General features: G+C 68.8%; 13 protein-coding genes. 7 read left to right on the plus strand and 6 right to left on the minus strand.

The window, feature by feature from the left end; genetic code table 11:
- Positions 1–7: 7 nt before the first annotated feature.
- Complete coding sequence (locus FV560_RS08650) at positions 8–1027, minus strand: Gfo/Idh/MocA family protein (RefSeq protein ID WP_159621111.1); 1020 nt, start codon at positions 1025–1027, stop codon at positions 8–10.
- A gap of 91 nt (positions 1028–1118) precedes the next feature.
- On the opposite strand from FV560_RS08650, the gene FV560_RS08655 reads away from it, so the two are divergent.
- The 4 genes from FV560_RS08655 to FV560_RS08670 all read left to right on the plus strand — a co-directional run bounded on the left by FV560_RS08655 (position 1119) and on the right by FV560_RS08670 (position 5254).
- Positions 1119–2234, plus strand: coding sequence for an NAD-dependent epimerase/dehydratase family protein (locus tag FV560_RS08655; RefSeq protein WP_235020013.1), 1116 nt, complete (start codon positions 1119–1121; stop codon positions 2232–2234).
- A complete protein-coding gene (locus tag FV560_RS08660; RefSeq protein ID WP_159621112.1) occupies positions 2234–3307 on the plus strand; it encodes a dihydrodipicolinate synthase family protein in 1074 nt (357 codons plus the stop codon). The genes FV560_RS08655 and FV560_RS08660 overlap by 1 nt, the downstream gene beginning before the upstream one ends.
- A 109-nt stretch (positions 3308–3416) precedes the next feature.
- Positions 3417–4205: a 6-phosphogluconolactonase gene (locus FV560_RS08665; protein WP_200837584.1), complete on the plus strand. Its 789-nt coding sequence runs from the start codon at positions 3417–3419 to the stop codon at positions 4203–4205.
- Entirely contained in the window at positions 4202–5254 is a 1053-nt protein-coding gene (locus FV560_RS08670; protein ID WP_159621113.1) for an N-acetylglucosamine-6-phosphate deacetylase, read from the plus strand. Before FV560_RS08665 ends, FV560_RS08670 begins: the two co-directional genes overlap by 4 nt.
- Positions 5255–5398: 144 nt before the next feature.
- Here FV560_RS08670 and FV560_RS08675 read toward each other — a convergent pair whose 3' ends face one another.
- From FV560_RS08675 to FV560_RS08695, 5 genes are all read right to left on the minus strand, one after another.
- A complete protein-coding gene (locus FV560_RS08675; RefSeq protein ID WP_159621114.1) occupies positions 5399–7918 on the minus strand; it encodes a LuxR C-terminal-related transcriptional regulator in 2520 nt (839 codons plus the stop codon).
- Positions 7919–8080: 162 nt separating this feature from the next.
- Positions 8081–8752: a hypothetical protein gene (locus tag FV560_RS08680; protein ID WP_159621115.1), complete on the minus strand. Its 672-nt coding sequence runs from the start codon at positions 8750–8752 to the stop codon at positions 8081–8083.
- Positions 8753–8799: 47 nt separating this feature from the next.
- Positions 8800–12960, minus strand: coding sequence for an SdrD B-like domain-containing protein (locus FV560_RS08685; protein ID WP_159621116.1), 4161 nt, complete (start codon positions 12958–12960; stop codon positions 8800–8802).
- A gap of 461 nt (positions 12961–13421) precedes the next feature.
- A complete protein-coding gene (locus FV560_RS08690) occupies positions 13422–14120 on the minus strand; it encodes a FadR/GntR family transcriptional regulator (RefSeq protein ID WP_159621117.1) in 699 nt (232 codons plus the stop codon).
- A 44-nt stretch (positions 14121–14164) separates the two neighbouring features.
- A complete protein-coding gene (locus FV560_RS08695) occupies positions 14165–15451 on the minus strand; it encodes an enolase C-terminal domain-like protein (RefSeq protein ID WP_159621118.1) in 1287 nt (428 codons plus the stop codon).
- 81 nt (positions 15452–15532) lie between these two features.
- On the opposite strand from FV560_RS08695, the gene FV560_RS08700 reads away from it, so the two are divergent.
- The 3 genes from FV560_RS08700 to FV560_RS08710 are packed head-to-tail and all read left to right on the plus strand — an operon-like array spanning position 15533 to position 18131.
- Positions 15533–16387, plus strand: coding sequence for a fumarylacetoacetate hydrolase family protein (locus FV560_RS08700; RefSeq protein ID WP_159621119.1), 855 nt, complete (start codon positions 15533–15535; stop codon positions 16385–16387).
- Positions 16384–17166 (plus strand): SDR family NAD(P)-dependent oxidoreductase, encoded by a 783-nt coding sequence (locus FV560_RS08705; protein WP_159621120.1) that lies wholly within the window; start codon positions 16384–16386, stop codon positions 17164–17166. Before FV560_RS08700 ends, FV560_RS08705 begins: the two co-directional genes overlap by 4 nt.
- Positions 17167–17189: 23 nt before the next feature.
- A complete protein-coding gene (locus FV560_RS08710; protein ID WP_159621121.1) occupies positions 17190–18131 on the plus strand; it encodes an aldo/keto reductase in 942 nt (313 codons plus the stop codon).
- Positions 18132–18321 lie beyond the last annotated feature (190 nt).

The following is an 18321-nucleotide window of genomic DNA, read 5'->3' on the forward strand; positions in this document are numbered from 1 at the left end:
AGTCAGGCTACAACTCGCTCAACGAGACCTGCCGGTGCTCACGCGCACTCCGGTGCACGGCTTCGGTAAATCCCATGTAGCGCACGCCGTCCTCGAAGGTCGTCCTGCGCACCTGCTCGGTGCCGCGAATCGCCGCCACGAACTCCTCCTCGACCCGCCATCCGGCCGAGGCGTCAGGCGGAACTGTCTCCGGTTCGGCGTCCCGCCGCTGCAGGCTCAACTCCCCGTCGACGAAAGTTAGCGTGCCGTCGGTCCCGAGAATCTGCACACCATTCCCGCTCGACTGACTTACCTGACTGATCGTCATCCGCAGTTGGCCACCCCCGGCCAGCGCTGCGATCAGATCCACGTGGTCCGGCACGTCGACGGCGACGGTCCCTCCGGCGCCGTCCGACCGCACCGGCACCACCGTGCGCGCCAGGGCTGAGACGCGCGTTGCTTCCCCGACCCAGCGCATCACCTGCTCGTACCAGATCCCCAGGGCCATCACGTTGAAGCCACTGAGATCGACGTCCTGACGCCAACTGCGCGGCGCCTGGCGGTCCGCGTACCCGGTCCGCATCGTCACGTCCACGCCGACCAGCTCCCCGATCGCTCCCTCGCCGATCAGGCGGGAGATGGCGTCGTCGTGGGGCAGCGTGAACGGCGCCGGGACCAGTTGCACCGTTTGCTTCGGGTGCGTGCGCGCGGTAGCGAGCATGCGTCGAGCCTCGGCCAGGTCGCGCGCCATCCGTGCCTCGCACAGCACGTGGTGGCCTGCCTGCAGTGCGGCCACAGTGACAGGTTCGTGCATGTTCGGCCAGGTCCCGATCACGACGGCGTCCACGTCAGCATTGCCGACGAGGTCCTGCCAGTGGTCATGCACCACGGGAATCCCGAACTCCTCAGCCACCCGGCTTCCCGATTCCCGGCTCCGGTTGGCGACGGCGACCACCTCGACACCGTCGATGGCCTGCAGCTTGGGTAGGTGATGGCGCCGGGTGTTCGCTCCCGCTCCGACGACACCTACGCGCAGGGACTCGCCCACAACATCCTCCATTCGTCTGGTTCCACCCAGGTTCTCACACCCTGCCTGCAATCGGTTGCATTCTGGGGCGCAGATCCGTACCGTAGCCGCTATGGCCACAGCGGTCGCGAGTGCCCACGATGCCGGGGCACAGCCGCGACCACGGCTGCGGCACAGCGCGGCACTCGCTCCCAACGGACTGGAACCTGTGATGAAGACTCTGCACGAGCTCGAGGAGGCCCTCGCGGCACCCAGCGACGGGCTCATTCGTGACATGCGCGCTCTCGATGGCGACCTGGTCGTGCTCGGCGCGGGCGGCAAGCTCGGCCCCAGCCTGGTCTCGCTGGCCGTACGTGCGATCGAGCGAGCCGGAACCGGGGCGACGGTCTACGCCGTCTCGCGATACGGCAGCGCGGCATCCCGCGAGGCGATCGAGCGGACCGGCGCGCAGATCGTCTCCGCCGACCTCAGCGACGACCGTGCGCTCGACGACCTTCCCGACGCGGCGAACGTCGTCTTCCTCGTCGGCGCGAAGTTCGGCAGCACCGGAGCAGAGGCGGCCACCTGGGCCACGAACGCCTACCTGCCGGGACGGGTCGCGCAGCGCTACGCCGGTTCCCGGATTGCGGCCCTGTCCACCGGGAATGTCTATCCGCTCGTTCCGGTGGCCGGCGGTGGCTCGCGCGAAGGCGACCCGCTCGGTCCGGTCGGAGACTATGCGATGTCCTGCCTGGGCCGCGAGCGCGTGCTCACCCACCTGGCCGGCACCACGCAGACCCCCGCCTCCCTGATCAGGCTGAACTACGCCGTCGAGATGCGCTACGGGGTGCTGGTGGACATCGCCCGCGAGATCATGGCCGGCCGGCCGGTCGACGTGACCACCGGATTCGCCAACGTGGTGTGGCAGGGCTACGCCAATGAGGTGGTGCTGCGCTCGCTGCTGCACGCCGATGTACCGCCGTTCGTGCTCAACCTCACCGGACCGGAGACGATCTCGATCCGCCAGGTGGCGAGCCAGCTCGCCGAACGGATGGGACGCGAGGTCGAGTTCACCGGTGAGGAAGCGCCCACCGCACTGCTTGCCAATGCCGCCCGGTGCCACGGCATGTTCGGCTACCCCGCGCTCACCCTCGATCAGCTCATCGCGGCCACCGCCGACTGGGTCGCCGCCGGTGGCGAGACGCTCGGCAAGCCCACCAAGTTCCAGCAACGAGACGGGAAGTTCTGATGACCACGCCGGCAGCTCTCGACGCTTCCCCCGCCGTCTCCCGTTTCCGGGCCGGGGGTGTCATCCCCGCTCACCCGCTCGCGCTGACGAGCGACCGCAGGCTCGATGAACGCAGGCAGCGAGCGCTGGGTCGCTACCAGATCGAATCCGGTGCGCTCGGGCTGGCGGTGGCCGTGCACTCGACACAGTTCGCCATCCACGATTCGCATCAGCACCTGCTCGAGCCGGTCCTCACACTCACGGCCGACGTCGCCCGGGAGTACCCGGCCGAGAATCCCCTGCTCGTGGCCGGCATCACCGGCCCGATCCGGCAGGCGGTGCGCGAGGCCGAGCTGGCCGCGTCCCTCGGGTACGACCTCGTGCTGCTCTCGCCCTACGGCGTCGGTGAGGCGAGTGAGGACGATCTGATCGAGCGCGCCGCGGCAGTCGCCACCGTACTACCGGTGATCGGCTTCTACCTCCAGCCGGCCGTCGGGGGTACGCGGCTCTCGCGCTCCTTCTGGGAGCGACTGGCCGCGCTGCCGAATGTCGTCGGCATCAAGATCGCCCCGTTCGACCGGTACGCCACGCTCGATGTGATCCAGGGCGTCGCCCGGTCCGACCGCGCCGACGAGGTGGCCCTGTACACGGGGAACGACGATCACATCGTGATGGATCTACTCACCTCCTTCCCAGCCCAGACCTCCGGCGGCGAGACCACGCAGATGGAGATCGTCGGTGGGCTGCTCGGGCAGTGGGCGGTCTGGGTGGGCGGCGCCGTCGAGACACTCGCCCTCGCCCGCCGCGCCAAGCAGGGCGACGGCGAGGCACTCGAGTCGTTGCTGCGGATCAACCCCGCCCTCACCGATGCCAACGGGGTGATCTTCGATGCCGCGAACGGGTTCGCCGGCTGCATCCCGGGTATCCACGAGATCCTGCGCCGGCAGGGCCTGCTGGAGAATCTGGTCTTCCTCGACGAGGGCGAAGGCCTCTCCCCCGGACAGGCCGAGGAGATCGACCGCATCTGGGCGGCCTACCCCCACCTGCGCGACGACGAGTTCATCGCGGAGAACCTCGACCGCTGGCTGGCCTAGCCCTTCGTCCTCAACCTCGCAGGACGACACCAGCGCACGACCGGACCGATTGACCACAGAAGTACGCCACACTAGAGTGATGCAACCGCTTGCAAGTGAAAGGAACGACATGCCCGTCACCGACGAGCTGGAGACACGGGTCACCATGGGGGCCACCGTGGCCGACGCCGCTCGTGCAGCGGCCCAGCACGCCGCCGAAGCGATCATCGGAGCCGTCCAGGCTCGTGGATCGGCCCGCGTCGTCTTCGCCAGCGCCCCGTCCCAGGAGGCGATGCTGGCCGAGCTCTCAGGAGACGAACGCATCGACTGGACGAAGGTCACCTCCTTCCACATGGACGAGTACCTCGACCTGGCCATGGACCGACCGCAGGCCTTCGGCCAGTGGCTCGCCGACCGCCTCCCGCTCACCGCTCTCCCCGGTTTCGAACGCATCCGCGCCGATGCCGACGACAGCACAGCCGAGATCGCCCGCTACAGCACCTTGATCACTCAGGCACCGATCGATGTGACGTGCCTCGGTGTGGGCGTCAACGGGCACATCGCATTCAACGAGCCGGCGATCGCAGACTTCGCGGACCCCGCCTGGGTGCGGGAGGTCACGCTGGATGTAGTCTCGCGCCAGCAGCAGGTGGACGACGGACTGTTCACCTCCGTCGACGAGGTCCCCACCCGCGCACTCACCCTGACCGTCCCGGCCCTCACTTCGGCCGCCACGATGGTGTGCACCGTGCTGGGCCGGCAGAAGGCGCACGCCGTAGCGCGAGCGCTGACAGGCCCGGTGGAGACCGCGTGCCCGGCGAGCCGCCTGCAGGAGCATCCAGGCGCACGCTGGTTCGTGGACTCAGAGGCCGCGAGCGAGCTCGAAGGAGTAACAGTCACGGCATCATCGTCGTCATGACTTCCCCCGCGTCCACGACTCGGCAGGTGAGCTACCCAGGCCTTGTCGATCTGCAGGTGAACGGCTACGGCGGCCTGGACCTGAATGCTCCCGACGCGGACGCCGACCTCGTCATCGCGCTGACCAGGGCGCTGTGGGCAGAAGGCACCACCACCTACCTGCCCACCCTCGTCACCGCCCCGGAAGCCCAGCTCCTGGCGACGCTCCGAGCGATAGCCGAGGCACGCCGTCGGGATCCGCTCGTGGCGCACTCGATCCCGGGCGTGCACGTCGAAGGGCCCGCGTTGAACCCCGACGACGGCCCTCGCGGTGCGCATGACGTGCGCCACCTGCGCGACCCCGACCTGGGCGAGCTCGAGCGCTGGCAGGAGGCCAGCGACGGCCTTGTCCGTATCGTCACCCTGGCGCCCGAGCGAGACGGCGCACTGGAGTACATCCGCGGGGCCACGGCACAGGGCGTGCGCGTCTCCATCGGACACTGTGCGCCGGCCCCGGACCAGGTGCACGAGGCAGCGGCAGCCGGCGCGAGCCTCGCCACGCACCTCGGCAATGGCACCTACCCCCAGCTGCCGCGGCATCCGAACCACCTGTGGGCACAGCTCGCCGAGGACCGGCTGACGGCGATGGTGATCCCCGACGGACACCACCTGCCCGCCGATGTGCTCACTGTGTTCCTGCGTGCGACCGCGCCCGATCGATGCGTCTTCACCTCCGACTCGGTCGCCCTCGCCGGTGCCGAGCCGGGTGAGTACCGCACGCCCGTCGGCGGTTCGGTGGCCGTCTCCGACGACGGCCGGCTCACTCTGGCCGGTACGGACCTGCTGGCCGGGTCCGGCCGCTCGCTGCGCGCGTGCCTCGACTGGGCGCGCGAACACCTGCCGTTCGAGGAGGCAGACCTGGTGGCGGCCGCCACGGATCGCCCGGCGTCGCTGCTCGGGCTGGCAGAACGCACCGGGCCGGAAGGGGACCGGGTGGAACTCGAGATCAGCCGCGGGGGCAGCCGGGTGCTCGCTGTCGATGTGGCGGGGCACAGAGTCGTCCAGGAGTGAGCTATTGGGCCTGGCATTCACAGCAAGGCCGTCCGCATCCACCATGGCGGGGCGCAGCCCACCAGCACGCCGGGCGGCGCGACTCCGGCACCATCTCCACACCGATCGAGGCAGGCAAAAGTAGAAGGAGCTCGGTTCCTGGATCTAGGTCCGCGCGTGGGAAGTGCGCACGCGTGCGGTAGGCACGTCCGTGCGCGGACGGCGCGTCCGCGCCTCGCCGCTACCCGCCGCCAGCATCCCGAGCGCTGCTAGGCGCGTGAGCGCGTCCGCACGGTTGGTCACACCGAGCTTGCGGTACAGGGTCGCCAACTGCTTCTTGATCGTGTTGATCGAGACGAACATGGAGTCGGCCATCCGCTCACGGGAGACCTCGTGCGGAAGCAAGGTGACCAGTTGCCGTTCGCGTGGCGTCAACGTCACGACAGCCACCTGCTCCGGGTAGGTGGGCACGACGTCGGACACTCTCACCTTTCCCTCCGGCGGCAGCTCGCGGCCGAGCCCCCGCATGCAGTTCTCCACAAGCCTCCGGTCCGGCAGAGTGAAGGGGCGCCAGATGCCGGACGCCACTGCCATCGCGACAGCCTGGTCAAAGGCATCGGCGGCCGCCGCCTGGTCACCGCACTGCTCGATGGCGATGGCTGCCACAAGCATCGTCTCGACGCGGTCCGACACCGCGCTGTCATCGGCGAAGGTCGCGGCTAGGGCAACCTGACCTGCAGTAGCCGGATCACCGGAGAGTAGATGGATCCACGCCAGCGGCACGTCCAGTAGCGGTCGTACCTCGCGATCGGTCGATTCGATCAGCCGGAGTGCCTGGTGAGCCCGCCCGGCGGCGATCAGCACCTCAGCCTCGGCCCGGGCCAGAAGGGCCGGCGCCCCGGAGGCCCGCACCTGGCGAATGCGATCAAGAAGGCCGATCACCCGGCCACGAGGGCCGAAGGTCAGGGTCCACCGGGTCGCGGCGTAGACGACCAACGGACCATACTCCCCCAGCGCCTCGGATAGATCCGGGGGCTCGGCACCGGCTGCCTGCACCCGATCGGCAGCCACCACCTGAGCGGCCGCACGACTCAGCACCTCGGTCTCCTGCCCGGACCCGGCGATCGCAGGACTGCGGGCCTGCCATGCCAGGCTCTCCTCGGTCCAGCCGTTCAGCGCGCTCACCAGCGCCAGCCCGCCGGCGATCGATGCGGCAGTGCCGGCGTCACCCCCTCCGTCATGCCATGCACGCTGCAGCCACCGGAGCGCATTCCCAAGCTCCTCCTGGAGCAGCGCGATCACAGCCCGCTGCAGGTAGAACCAACTCACCACGTCCGCGCCCGGTCCGCGCGCCTCAGGTGCGCGTTCCATCGTCACTTCCAGCCGCTCGGCCCAGGCCGCTGCCTCGCTGACCAGCCCGCGTTGCCGCAGTCCCATCATCCGCCCGGTACCGACGATCAGCATGTCCTCCGGCGGCATACTCAGGATGTTCGACGGCGCGACCTGGGACGACATCCGCACGTACTCTGCGCGAATCGCCGTCAGCTCAGACCGCCCCGCGGCCAGCGCGTCCCTCAGCACGGCGATGCTCGGACGCCGGGTGAGCAGAGCGATCGGTACGTCCCGCAACACGCGCTCAACCTCGACGGGCCAACGGGTCATCAGGTGTGCACCGGACCGACTCCAGACTGACTCCAGAAGCGTCCACGCCTGCGCCGCATGGGCATGGCGCAAGGCGTGCAGCTCGTAGCCCGGGCCGTGGTTTCGCTCGAACCATGCAGCCAATCGCTCATGCATCCTGCACGCGGCATCCGGCTGCCGATCCATGAGTTCGCGGCGCAGCACCCGTCGCACGACATGCGGGATCCTCAGCTCGACATCGTCGGCGTGGTAGCGCACGTGGGTATACGCCTCGGCTTCGAGTGCTTCGATCGCGCCCTGCGCGCGCTCGGCCAGGACGTCCCGGATCAGGCGATGTGTCAGGCAGTCGGCAAGCGCCAGCTCCATGAGCACCTGCTGCTCCCCCGCGCCGGCCGGACTCTGCAGCACCGCCTCCTGCACATAGCGTTCGGCGCGGGTGAGCGGCGGTTCGCCATCGGCGTCCTGGTGCGCGTCCAGCACCATCCGGGTCGGCGCTGCCCAGCCACCGAGCTTACGCGCGAGGCGATCGCACTCGTGGACACTGAGGGGCGCACGTACTCGTGATGCCAGATCCGCGATCTCATCGGGCCGCAGCATCAGATCGCCGGCCGTCACTCGCTCCATCTGCACCCGGCCGTCGGCTTCGCGGTCCAGTGACGTCGGAGCGCGCGAGATCACGATGGCGTGGACGTCGTGGTGTCGGCACAGCAGGGTCAGTAGGCGCTCCACATCGCCGGCCGCGAGCCGATCCGCGTCATCGATCACGACGACGGCACGCCCATCCGCACGGCGCTGCGGCAGCTGCGCGATCACGTCGTCCACGCTCGGCCCCTCGCCGGCGTCGATCCACGCCAGCGACGGACGCGACGACAACTCGCGTAGCCAGAGGACCACTTGTGTCGTCTTGCCGGCGCCTTGCAGGCCCTGCACCACGGTGAGCGGTGCCCACCTGTTGAGAACGTCATGCACACGCGATATCGCGACGGCATCGTCCACGATCCGCGGCACAGGCATCCCATCGCCCCATCGCATCAACGCCGCCACCTGGCCACGGTGGCGGCACTGAACAAGGCAGCCGACGTCCCGCTCGCCGACGCCTCAGTCCCGGAACGCACGCGCCGATTCTAGGGAGCAGCCAACGCCTGGGCAACGTGAGAGCACTGTAGCCGATCCCGCGAAACACACACGCCGCACGCCGGCAGCGACCTACAGATCCACGCCCTGGGCAGGTGTGAGGTCGAACGTGCTCCATGCGACGCCGTCGAGCATCGCCTCCACGCGCAACAGGGAGCCGTCATCATCGATCCAGTAGCGGAAGCTGCTGCTGCCACCGGAGGCACCAGGTTCGACCGGCCCGCTCATGATGTCCACCACCACGCCGTCGACGGTTCCTGCCCCCAGCCACTGCGCACCGTTCTGAGCCAGCAGCTGGGAGTTCTCCGGCCGGTCCGCGGCAAGACTGACCAGCAGTACCTGCGCCGCGGCCAGCGTGGACGTATCCGGGTCCAGCGGCATCGTCTGCCAGCCAGACTCCGGAGGCGGAAGCGGTGCCGAGGTGCCGGAGGTGTCCTGAGCGCTGACCTCCTGGTCAGTCCACGCCGTGAGGAACGCTCCGCCCTGCCCGCCGTTCGGTGTCACCACAACGCCGTACCCGAGCCCGTCAGCCACGTCCACCCAGCCGTTGAACGTCACCGGCTGCTGACCGGAAACCGTGGCCTGCACCTCCACCGTCTCCGTCTGGTAGAGGACGAACCGGGAGACCGCGAGTCTGTCGAGTTCCTCAGACGTCAGCGGACGCGGCGCCTCCTCCTGCGAAGGGGACGGATCGCCGTCGGAACATCCCGTCACGACAGCCACGGACAGCAACACGCTGGCCATGACAACGACCCACCGGGCCATCCGCCCGATGGGTCGTTGCCGCCGGTTCACGAGGTGCTACGTGCCCTGCGGCTGCCGCGCTGTGCCAGCAGGAACCCACCACCCAGCAGGAACAGAGCACTGGCCAAGATAGGCGCGACATTGTCGAACCCGGTGCTCGGGAGCGGCGCGGTCGGGTCCGGGGTGTACCCGGCATCGATCGTCGGATCATCCGCCTCGCCCGGCTCCGCCGAGTTCGAGCCAGTCGCCGGCGTGGTCACCCAGGCGATCCCGCTCGACTGATCCGGGTTGGAGTCGGTACCGCGGTCGCTTCCCTGACCTGGAGTGCTCAAGGTGTGCTCCACGCCGTCGACGATCACGGTGGTCGGGAACTTCACCCCGTACTGCGTGTCCGGAAGCAGGTCCGTGAACACGTAGTACCCGTTCTCGTCGGTCGTGGTGCTCGCGATGACCTCTCCGGACTCGTCCAGCAGGTCGACCGTCACGCCGGCAACCGGAGACTCTCCCGAATCCTGGACGCCGTCGCCGTCCTCATCGATCCACACGTAGTGGCCGATCGAGACGGGGTTCGGCCGGTATCCGGCGTCGATCGTCGGCAGATCAGCCTCCCCGGGGGTGCCCATGTTGTCTCCACGCATCGGTGTGGTGACCGCAGCCCTGCCGGTCTCCGGATCTGCGTTGGAGTCGGCAGCCGGGTCATCCCCCGCCCCCTGAACGGTCAGGGGGTGGTCCACGCCGTCGAGCGTGACCGACGTCGGGAACTCGACGATCACGTCAGTGTTCGGCGGGAGATCGGTGAAGGCGTAGAAGCCATTCTCATCCGTCGTCGTGGTCGCCAGCTCGTTGCCGTCGACGTCGAGCAGCCGGACGGTGGCGTCCGCGACGGGGAGCTCGCCCTCGTCCTGCACGCCATCACCATCGGCGTCGATCCAGAGGTAGTCACCAATCGAGACCGGGGCGGGCACATAGCCGGCATCGATCGTGGGATCGTCAGCCATCCCCGGCTCACCGGAGTTCTCGCCCTCGGCCGGCGTCGTGACCGGCGCCTGCCCGGAGGCTTGATCCGCGTTGGAATCGGCGGCTGGGTCCTCACCCTGCCCCGGCGGAACCAGGATGTAGTCGATCTCGTCCACGGTCACCGTGGTCGGGAACTCCACCGTCACCTCGGTGTCGGGCGGGAGATCGGTGAAGGCGTAGAAGCCGTTCTCATCCGTGGTCGTCGTGGCCAGCTCGACACCCTCGTCATCGAGCAGCCGCACCGTGGCACCCGGGACTGGTGACTCACCCTCGTCCTGCACACCATCGCCATCGCCATCGATCCACAGATAGTCACCGATGGAGACCACGGGCTCGACGAAGCCGAAGTCGAGAGTGGTGTCGGCAGCGCCGTCCTCGCTCAGATCGCCCGACTCAGCCGTCCATGTCGAGGAGTCCGCGGCGGGATCGTCCCCGGCGCCCTCGACAGTGGGCTCATAGGGGGCGAGCGCATCTGCCGAGGCACCCTGGTCAATGGTCACCGTGTAGGACTCACCCGGAGGCAACACTGGCAGGCCGTCGAAGGAGTAGTGGCCATCGGCGTCCGTCGTCACCGGGTCTACCGGATTCCCGGCGACATCGATGACAGGCTCACCGTCGGGTCCGGTGATGACGAGCGTCACCCCTTCGATCCCGGGCTCGCCCTCATCCTGCACGCCGTCCCGATCGCTGTCGACCCAGACGAAATCGCCCACCGAGACCTGCGGGCCCGAGAACCCGAAGTCGAGCGTGTGGTCGTTCTCGCCGGCCCCACCGGTGGTGAGGTCGATCTCCGAGTAGGTTCCGCCGTCGGGGATCGCTCCATCGGAGTCGTGACCGTCGTCCTCGCCGGCGTCGGCGATGGTCGGGCTCAGGCCGGCCAGCGGTCCGCCCTCGTCGTAGTCGTCCGGGTTGTCCAGTCGCGCCGTGTAGTCGGTGCTCTGGGCCAACCCGTCGTTGCCCGGGTCGTCGTCCTCGACGTTCACATTCGTGGCGTCGAAGTAGTAGGCACCGGTGTCGTTGGTGATCGTCGTACCGATGACCTCTCCGGCGTCGTCGTACAGGTTGACCGTGACGCCGGCGATGCCTGGCTCGCCCGGATCCTGCACACCGTTACCGTCGACGTCGTTCCAGACGCGGTTGCCCACCTGGATCGGTGCCACGTCGCACAACACCTCAAGATCCGCCATGCCGGCGCCCTTTGAGAAGCGGTCCGACGGGCTGTCGGTGACGACACCGAGGGATCCCTCCGGGCGCTGACCGTTGCGGTCGATCGCGCTGATTCCCTGGGTCATGATGCCGTCAGCCGGATCCATCCCGGAGATCACGAGCGTCGGCTCGGCGCGGGAGAGTGCCATGCCTCCGAAGAACGTCTCGGTGTGGCTGTTGTTCACGCGCCAGTCGCCGACGTAGTACTCGCGGAAGCTCGTCTCCTGGCCACCGTTCGCCGCACCGTCCACATTGTTGTCGGTGCACACGGCCGCCGCATCGAGGGCTTCACCCGCGTAGTTCGGGTCCAGCACGTAGGAGCCGTCCGCGAGGCGGCAGCCACGCACCAGGTCGCCTCCGCTGGCCGGCCCCCACACGTTGTAGAACTGCTCGCCTTCCACTGTCTCCATGAGCGCTCCGGCACCGCCCTGGTCCGCCAGGCGGTCGCGGAAGGAGAGGACCAGATCCCCGTTGGTCTCCTCGACGATGTCGCTCAGCATCGGCTGCGGATGGGCCACCCAGTGGTTGCCCTCGCTGGTCCCGTTCGAGCCGGTACCTCCGGCAGGTCCGTCGCAGCCTTCAGCCTGCTGCTCGTTCGGACCCCACGGGTAGGTGTCGGTCCACGAGAACCACCGGCCTTCGCCGTCGAGCGTGCCGTCGCACAGCACGGGGCGGATGGTGAAGCCCCGGCCGTAAGTCAGGGGGTCACTGAGCACCTCGGCTCCGAACGCGCCCGATGCCGGGTCGAACTCGAAGACGTGCGCCGACAGGTCGTTCATATCGGCCGAGCTCTGGCCGTTGCACACGCCACCGACGTAACTTCCACCGCGTGCCGAACCGGTCCCCATCGGGCGCCAGTCGGACTCGACGGCGCACGGGTTCGGGATCGTGTAGACCTCCGGAGTCCCAGCGGCACCGCCGGCAGCGATGTCGTAGACGAAAACGGTCCGGTCGAACTGGTTCACGCCGAAGAGGTACTGCCCGTCGTCGGTGATGTCGATGTCACCCAAGGACTCGTTGCCGACGTGCGGGATGAATCCCAGGTCGTTGTCGACGTCCATCGCGTGATTGTCCGCACCTGCGTTCGGCACTGTCGTCCACTCGCTCGTGGTGCCCTCGAGCGGATAACTGGTCGAGGTGAGATCGGTGACGTAGATGCCGCCTGCGCCGGCGGGACCGTAGTCGGATCCGCGCTTGGCGTAGGCCGCCGAGAAGATGCGCTCGTTCTCGCGGTCATACGCAATGCCGTAGACCGTTCCGGTCTCCTGGTTCTCTGCCAATCCACTGTCAGGCTGGTCCAGGTGGTATGGCGCAGACAGCAGAGTTGCCTCATCCGGCGCGCTCTGGTTACCCGGGTCCTCCGCATCCCACGGCTGGTTGGCGTCGCAGACGGCCGGGTTGTCCTGGCAGTAGTACGGCGGGTACCAGAAGGCCGTGTTCACGAACGCGGAGGCCCCCTCGCGCACGTCGACGAACTCGGTGTTCGAGGACAGCTTCGCGTTGTTCGGGTTCGCCAGGTCCTCGAGCATCACCGGCGGGACCGTACTCGGCGTGCCACCGGATGCGTCGACGAAGGGCTCGTGCCCGCTGCCGACCTCCTGATTGTTGGCGGCGAACGCCGGGAAGTAGGTGCCCGGGTCCGGGTTGGCCACATCCACGCGGTACTGCCCGCCGGTCATCTCCGGCGCCGAGGCCAGGTCGAACGTCGCGATGCCATCGTCATCGGTCGTGGCGGAGAGCGTGTCGCCATCGTCATCTGTGAGGGTGACGCTCACCCCGGACAGCGGCGGTGCCATCTGACGGCTCGTCGCGGTCTGCGCCCCTTCGTCGGGCCCGGTGGTCTCGATGGCGACGTAGCCATGCGCGCCGGAATCTTCGACTACCCGAACCTGGACCGATCCGTCACCGGCGGCCGCGAATGCACCACCGCCGACGCCAACACTGGCCATGGCCAGGGCCACGACGGAAATGGCACGCGTCAGCATGCCCCCTGAGCCTCGCCGCGGCGTGCGCCGGGAAGGAACCACACTTGACACGTCCGACCTCCAGGTCTTGTTGAGCCTCGATGCACGGCGTGGGCTGTCTCCCCCGCGGGATAGTCACCTGGTGAGCCGCGACATTCCAAGATGTGGCCAGGCTAGGGCGCGGGAGTAAGGCGACACCAGTACCCCCATCGGCGCGCACCTCACCTGTGACAAGCTCGCGGGGGCAGCGGGGAATGCTCGAGTCGCCAGGCCTTATGCGCCTGTTGAAGCCGACTACTCGACACTCGTCGGAGCGGATGGTCCTGCCCGGCACCTCGCCGACCACGGATACCTCGCGCGCCCAAGTTGGTCCTTGATTTGGTCCTCAATATGGTCCTCAGCCCCCGTCGCACGCGCTCAGCACGCACGGACGGGGGCCGAGAACACTCAGGCGATTCACGCAGTCGTGGCCACCACGCCGGTCAGGCGTGTTGCTGGGCGCGGTCCCCCTCGGCCGCGCGTCGCAGCCATGCCTCCACTCCCCCGATGTGCACGGTGAGGGCGGCGCGCACCATCTCATCGTCCCGACGCCGTAGCGCGTCCAGGATCGCCCGGTGCTCGGAGAGGGTGCGGTCAGTCACGCCGCCCTCGGTAATCCCGCGCCACACCCGCGCCCGCACCGTGGCACTGGTGAGGGAGTCGAGCAGACTCGCCAGGTACGTATTGCCACCGGCTTCGGTGATGGCCCGGTGGAAACGCAGGTCGTGCGCCACCAGATCCTCCACACTCGCCGCAGGTGTGACACTGTCGAGCTCAGCCTGCAACGCCGCGAGCTCATCGTCGGTGATGCGCACGGCCGCCCGAGCCGCGGCGTGTGGTTCCAACAGCCGCCGCACCTCGAAGATCTCCAGCACGGAGTCGTCCTGGTGCAGGTCCACCACGAAGCTCATCGCCTCCAGCAACAGCCCAGGTTCGAGCGACGTCACATACGTCCCATCACCACGGCGCACGTCCAGCACCCGGATCAGCTCCAAGGACTTGACTGCCTCGCGCAACGAGTTCCGCGACAGCCCGAGCCTCTCACTGAGCTCCTTCTCCGGGGGGAGGCGCTGCCCCGGCTTGAGTTCACCGGAGACGATCATCGCCTTGATGGTCTCGATCGCGGTATCGGTGACAGCCATGGCTCATCCTCTCCTCTCGCCGCAACATTGCCCTGAGCAGCGCCTCACCCGCGCCAGGTGTACTCGCGCACTGAGGCCTCGTGCATCTGCATCCCCGCACCGGGCAGCCTCGGCGCCTGGAACGCCCCACCGGTCACACGCACCGGATCCAGGAAGTGCTCGTGGAGGTGATCGACGAACTCGATCATCCGATCCTCGCGCGTGCCGGAGACCGCCACATAGTCGAACATCGACAGGTGCTGGACAGCCTCGCACAGGCCCACCCCGCCGGCGTGCGGGCACACCCGCACCCCGAATTTGGCCGCGAGCAGCAGAATCGCGATGTTCTCGTTCACCCCGGCCACGCGGGTAGCGTCGATCTGCACCACCTGCACGCCCCCAGCTTGGAGCAGCTGCTTGAACATCACCCGGTTCGCGGCGTGCTCCCCGGTGGCCACCGGGATGGGCGCCACCCCGCGCGAGATGGCCGCGTGAGCGAGCACATCGTCGGGGCTGGTGGGCTCCTCGATCCAGGCGATGTCGAACTCGGCGAGCGCGTTCACCCAGCCGATCGCCTCGGCCACATCCCACCGCTGGTTGGCATCGATCGCGATCCGGATGTCCGGCCCGACGGCGTCCCGTGCAATCCGTAGCCGTCTGCGGTCGTCCGCGAGGTCGCCTCCGACCTTCAGCTTGATCTGGGCGAACCCGTCCGCCACAGCCTCCTTGCTGAGCCGCTCGAGCTTCTCGTCGGAATAGCCGAGCCAGCCGGGGGTGGTGGTGTAGGCGGGGTAGCCCTCGGCAAGAAGGGTCGCCTCCCGCTCGGCGCGCCCGGCCTGGGCGGCTGTGAGGATCTCCAGTGCCTCCGCACGGGTCAGTGCGTCGGTGAGGTACCGGAAGTCGACGAGATCGACGATCTCTTCCGGGCTCAGGCTCCCCAGGAGCTGCCACAGCGGCATGCCCGCGCGCTTGGCGCGCAGGTCCCACAGGGCGTTGACGACCGCCCCGACCGCCATGTGCGCGACACCCTTCTCCGGGCCGAGCCAGCGCCACTGGGAGTCATAGACGAGTTCGCGCCACACGCCGCCCAGGTCGGCGAGAAGCTCGTCGACATCGCGACCGATCAGCCGCTCGGCCAGCGCCCGCACCGCACCGGCCTGCACGTCGTTGCCCCGGCCAATGGTGAACACGAAGCCGTAGCCGGACTCGCCGGTGTCGCCGGTGTCGCCGGTGTCGACACGGAGGTAGGCGGCCGAGTAGTCAGGGTCAGGGTTCATCGCGTCGGACCCGTCCAGCTGGGTGGACGTGGGGAATCGGATGTCGGTGACGTCGATGGCGACGATCTTGCTCATGGCTGCCTCCCGTGGATACGGTGGTGAGCCTAGACATCGGATGTTTGCCTGGTCAATGCGCCAGTCACTAGTGGAGGACCCATGAAGCTCGCACGCCTCGGAGCACCCGGCCAGGAGATCCCGGTGCTGATCGACGAGTCCGGCACCGCATTCGACCTGCGTTCGGTCGTGCCCGACATCACCGGGGAGCACCTGGGGCCGGACTCGCTGGCGAAGATCCAGCAGGCCGCGGACGACGGCGCACTGCCGGCACTCGAGGGCTCTGCCGACCTGCGCACCGGCTCCCCGATCGCTCGTGCAGGTTCCATCCTGTGCATCGGCCAGAACTACGCCGCGCATGCGGCCGAATCGGGCGCCGAGCCGCCGGAGGTGCCGATCCTGTTCTTCAAGGCGGCGAACACGCTGACCGGTCCCAACGATCCGGTGGCGATCCCGCGGCGGGCCACCAAGACCGACTGGGAGGTGGAGTTGGGCATCGTGATCGGCACCCGCGCGCTCTACCTCGACTCCCCCGAGCAGGCACGTGAGCACATCGCCGGCTTCGTCACCGCCGACGATCTCTCCGAGCGCGACTTCCAGCTCGCCGAGTCCGGTGGTCAGTGGAGCAAGGGCAAGTGCGCGCCGGACTTCTCCCCGCTCGGCCCGTGGCTCGTCACCGCCGACGAGGTGGACCCGAAGAACCTGGCGCTGCGCAGCTGGGTGAACGGTGAGCCACGTCAGGATTCGTCCACGGCAGACATGATCTTCGACGTCGACCACATCGTGTGGCACCTGAGCCAGTACCTGGCGCTCGACCCGGGCGACGTCATCCTGACCGGCACCCCCCAGGGCGTGGCCCTCTCGGGCCGGTTCCCGTACCTGAGCGCCGGGGACGTGGTCGAGGTGGAGATCGAGGGCCTGGGACGTCAGCGCACCGTCATGGAGGCATCCCGATGACGACGAACGGCGCCTTCGAGGGTCTGGTCGCCCTGGTCACGGGCGGGGCATCCGGGATCGGCGCAGCCGTCGCCTCACGTTTGCACTCCGACGGCGCCCGCGTGGTCGTCCTGGACCGGGACCTCCCCGAGGGCACCCCGGCGCCCGTCATGGGGCTGCCCGACGGCGTCCTGGGCGTGCGCGCGGACGTGACGGACAGCGCACAGGTGAGCTCCGCCGTCGAGCAGGTGGTGGCCACCTGCGGCGGGATCGACATCCTCGTCAACAACGCCGGGATCGGCGCTCAGGGCGACGTGGCCGGCAACGACGACGCCGAGTGGGCGCGGGTGCTGGACGTGAACGTGGTCGGGATCGCGCGGGTGAGCCGCGCCTGCCTGCCACACCTGCGCGCCTCCGCGCATGCGGCGATCGTGAACACCAGCTCGATCGCCGCTACCGCCGGGCTCCCGCAGCGAGCGCTGTACAGCGCATCCAAGGGGGCGGTGCTGGCCCTGACGCGGGCGATGGCCGCCGATCATGTGCGCGAGGGCATCCGGGTCAACTGCGTGAGTCCGGGCACCGCGGACACCCCGTGGATCGGCCGGCTGCTCGACGCCGCCGATGATCCCGAGGCCGAGCGAGCGGCGCTGCGGGCGAGGCAACCCCACGGCCGGCTGGTGGACCCGGTGGAGGTGGCGGACGCCGTCGCGTATCTGGCGAATCCGCACAGTCATTCAACAGTTGGGGTGAGCCTGGCCGTGGACGGCGGCATGCACGAGTTGCGGCTGCGGCCCCAATGACAGGCCCGACAGCAGGCCCAGTGATGCGCACGCGTGAGCTGGGCGGAGGTCTTGCGCTCACGGAGATCGGGTTCGGGGCGGCTGGCCTCGGCAATCTGTACCAGGCGATCGACGACGAGACCTCGCAGCGGTGCGTGGACGCCGCCTGGGAGCTGGGGATCCGTTACTTCGACACGGCACCGCACTATGGGCTGGGACTGTCCGAACGTCGCCTCGGGGCGGGGCTGGCCGGGCGGCCGCGGGAGGAGTTCGTCGTCTCGACCAAGGTCGGGCGATTGCTCGCCCCCCGGGTCCCGCCGTTGCCGCAGGACGATGAGATGTTCGAGGTCCCGGGAGATCTGACCCGTGAGTGGGGTTTCGATCGTGACGCGGTGCGGCGCTCGCTGGATGCGAGCCTGGACCGCACCGGCTTGGGGTACATCGACATCGCGCTGGTGCACGACCCGGACGTCAGCGACGATCCGGATGCGCTCGACCAGGGCGTGCAGGCGTTGCTGGAGTTGCGCGAACAGGGCGTGGTGAAGGCAGTGGGCGTCGGTACCAATGACTCTGCGACCGCGGCGGTGGCACTGGAGCGGTACGACATCGACACCGTGATGCTCGCCGGCCGGTACACCCTGCTGCGCGATGACGACTTCGACCGGGTGCGGGATGCCGCGGGTGAGCGTCGCGTGGTGCTCGCGGGGGTGTTCAACTCGGGAATCCTTGCGCGCCCGCAGGTTCCGGAGGTCGCCACCTTCGACTATGAGCCGGCCCCGACTGCCCTGCTGGACCGGGCCCGTGAGATCGCGGCGGTCGCTGCGCAGTACGGGGCGACGCTGCCGCAGCTGGCGGTCGAGTACCCGCTGCGGCAGGAGTGCGTGGCGTCGGTGGTGCTCGGGATGCAGACCGCGGTCGAGGTGCAGGAGAACGTGGCGCTGCGGTCGCGGCCGGAGTTCACGGCGTGGGGTGAGGCCGGGCTCTGAGGGGTGTGCTGAACCAGAGGCACCGAGGCCGGGTCCGACCGGTGCGCCGGGCACCTGCACAGCACATCCCAGCACGGTCGCGTACCGCACGGTCCGGAACCTCATGGTCCGGCCAGGTACGCCCGCCGCCGCCTCAGAATTGAGGCGGGGTCGAGGTCAGGCAGGGGATGGGCCGACCTCGACCCCAGTG

Origin of the sequence: Ruania rhizosphaerae, assembly GCF_009805705.1 — a bacterium.
In the GTDB taxonomy this organism is placed as follows: Bacteria; Actinomycetota; Actinomycetes; order Actinomycetales; family Beutenbergiaceae; genus Ruania; species Ruania rhizosphaerae.

Excerpts from the sequence above, each read along its gene's own strand:
- FV560_RS08710 (WP_159621121.1), top strand. The coding sequence starts at position 17,190 with ATGCGCACGCGTGAGCTGGGCGGAGGTCTTGCGCTCACGGAGATCGGG.
- FV560_RS08670 (WP_159621113.1), top strand. The coding sequence starts at position 4,202 with ATGACTTCCCCCGCGTCCACGACTCGGCAGGTGAGCTACCCAGGCCTT.
- FV560_RS08690 (WP_159621117.1), bottom strand. The coding sequence starts at position 14,120 with ATGGCTGTCACCGATACCGCGATCGAGACCATCAAGGCGATGATCGTC.
- FV560_RS08655 (WP_235020013.1), top strand. The coding sequence starts at position 1,119 with ATGGCCACAGCGGTCGCGAGTGCCCACGATGCCGGGGCACAGCCGCGA.
- FV560_RS08665 (WP_200837584.1), top strand. The coding sequence starts at position 3,417 with ATGCCCGTCACCGACGAGCTGGAGACACGGGTCACCATGGGGGCCACC.
- FV560_RS08680 (WP_159621115.1), bottom strand. The coding sequence starts at position 8,752 with ATGGCCAGCGTGTTGCTGTCCGTGGCTGTCGTGACGGGATGTTCCGAC.
- FV560_RS08695 (WP_159621118.1), bottom strand. The coding sequence starts at position 15,451 with ATGAGCAAGATCGTCGCCATCGACGTCACCGACATCCGATTCCCCACG.
- FV560_RS08700 (WP_159621119.1), top strand. The coding sequence starts at position 15,533 with ATGAAGCTCGCACGCCTCGGAGCACCCGGCCAGGAGATCCCGGTGCTG.
- FV560_RS08660 (WP_159621112.1), top strand. The coding sequence starts at position 2,234 with ATGACCACGCCGGCAGCTCTCGACGCTTCCCCCGCCGTCTCCCGTTTC.
- FV560_RS08705 (WP_159621120.1), top strand. The coding sequence starts at position 16,384 with ATGACGACGAACGGCGCCTTCGAGGGTCTGGTCGCCCTGGTCACGGGC.
- FV560_RS08685 (WP_159621116.1), bottom strand. The coding sequence starts at position 12,960 with ATGCTGACGCGTGCCATTTCCGTCGTGGCCCTGGCCATGGCCAGTGTT.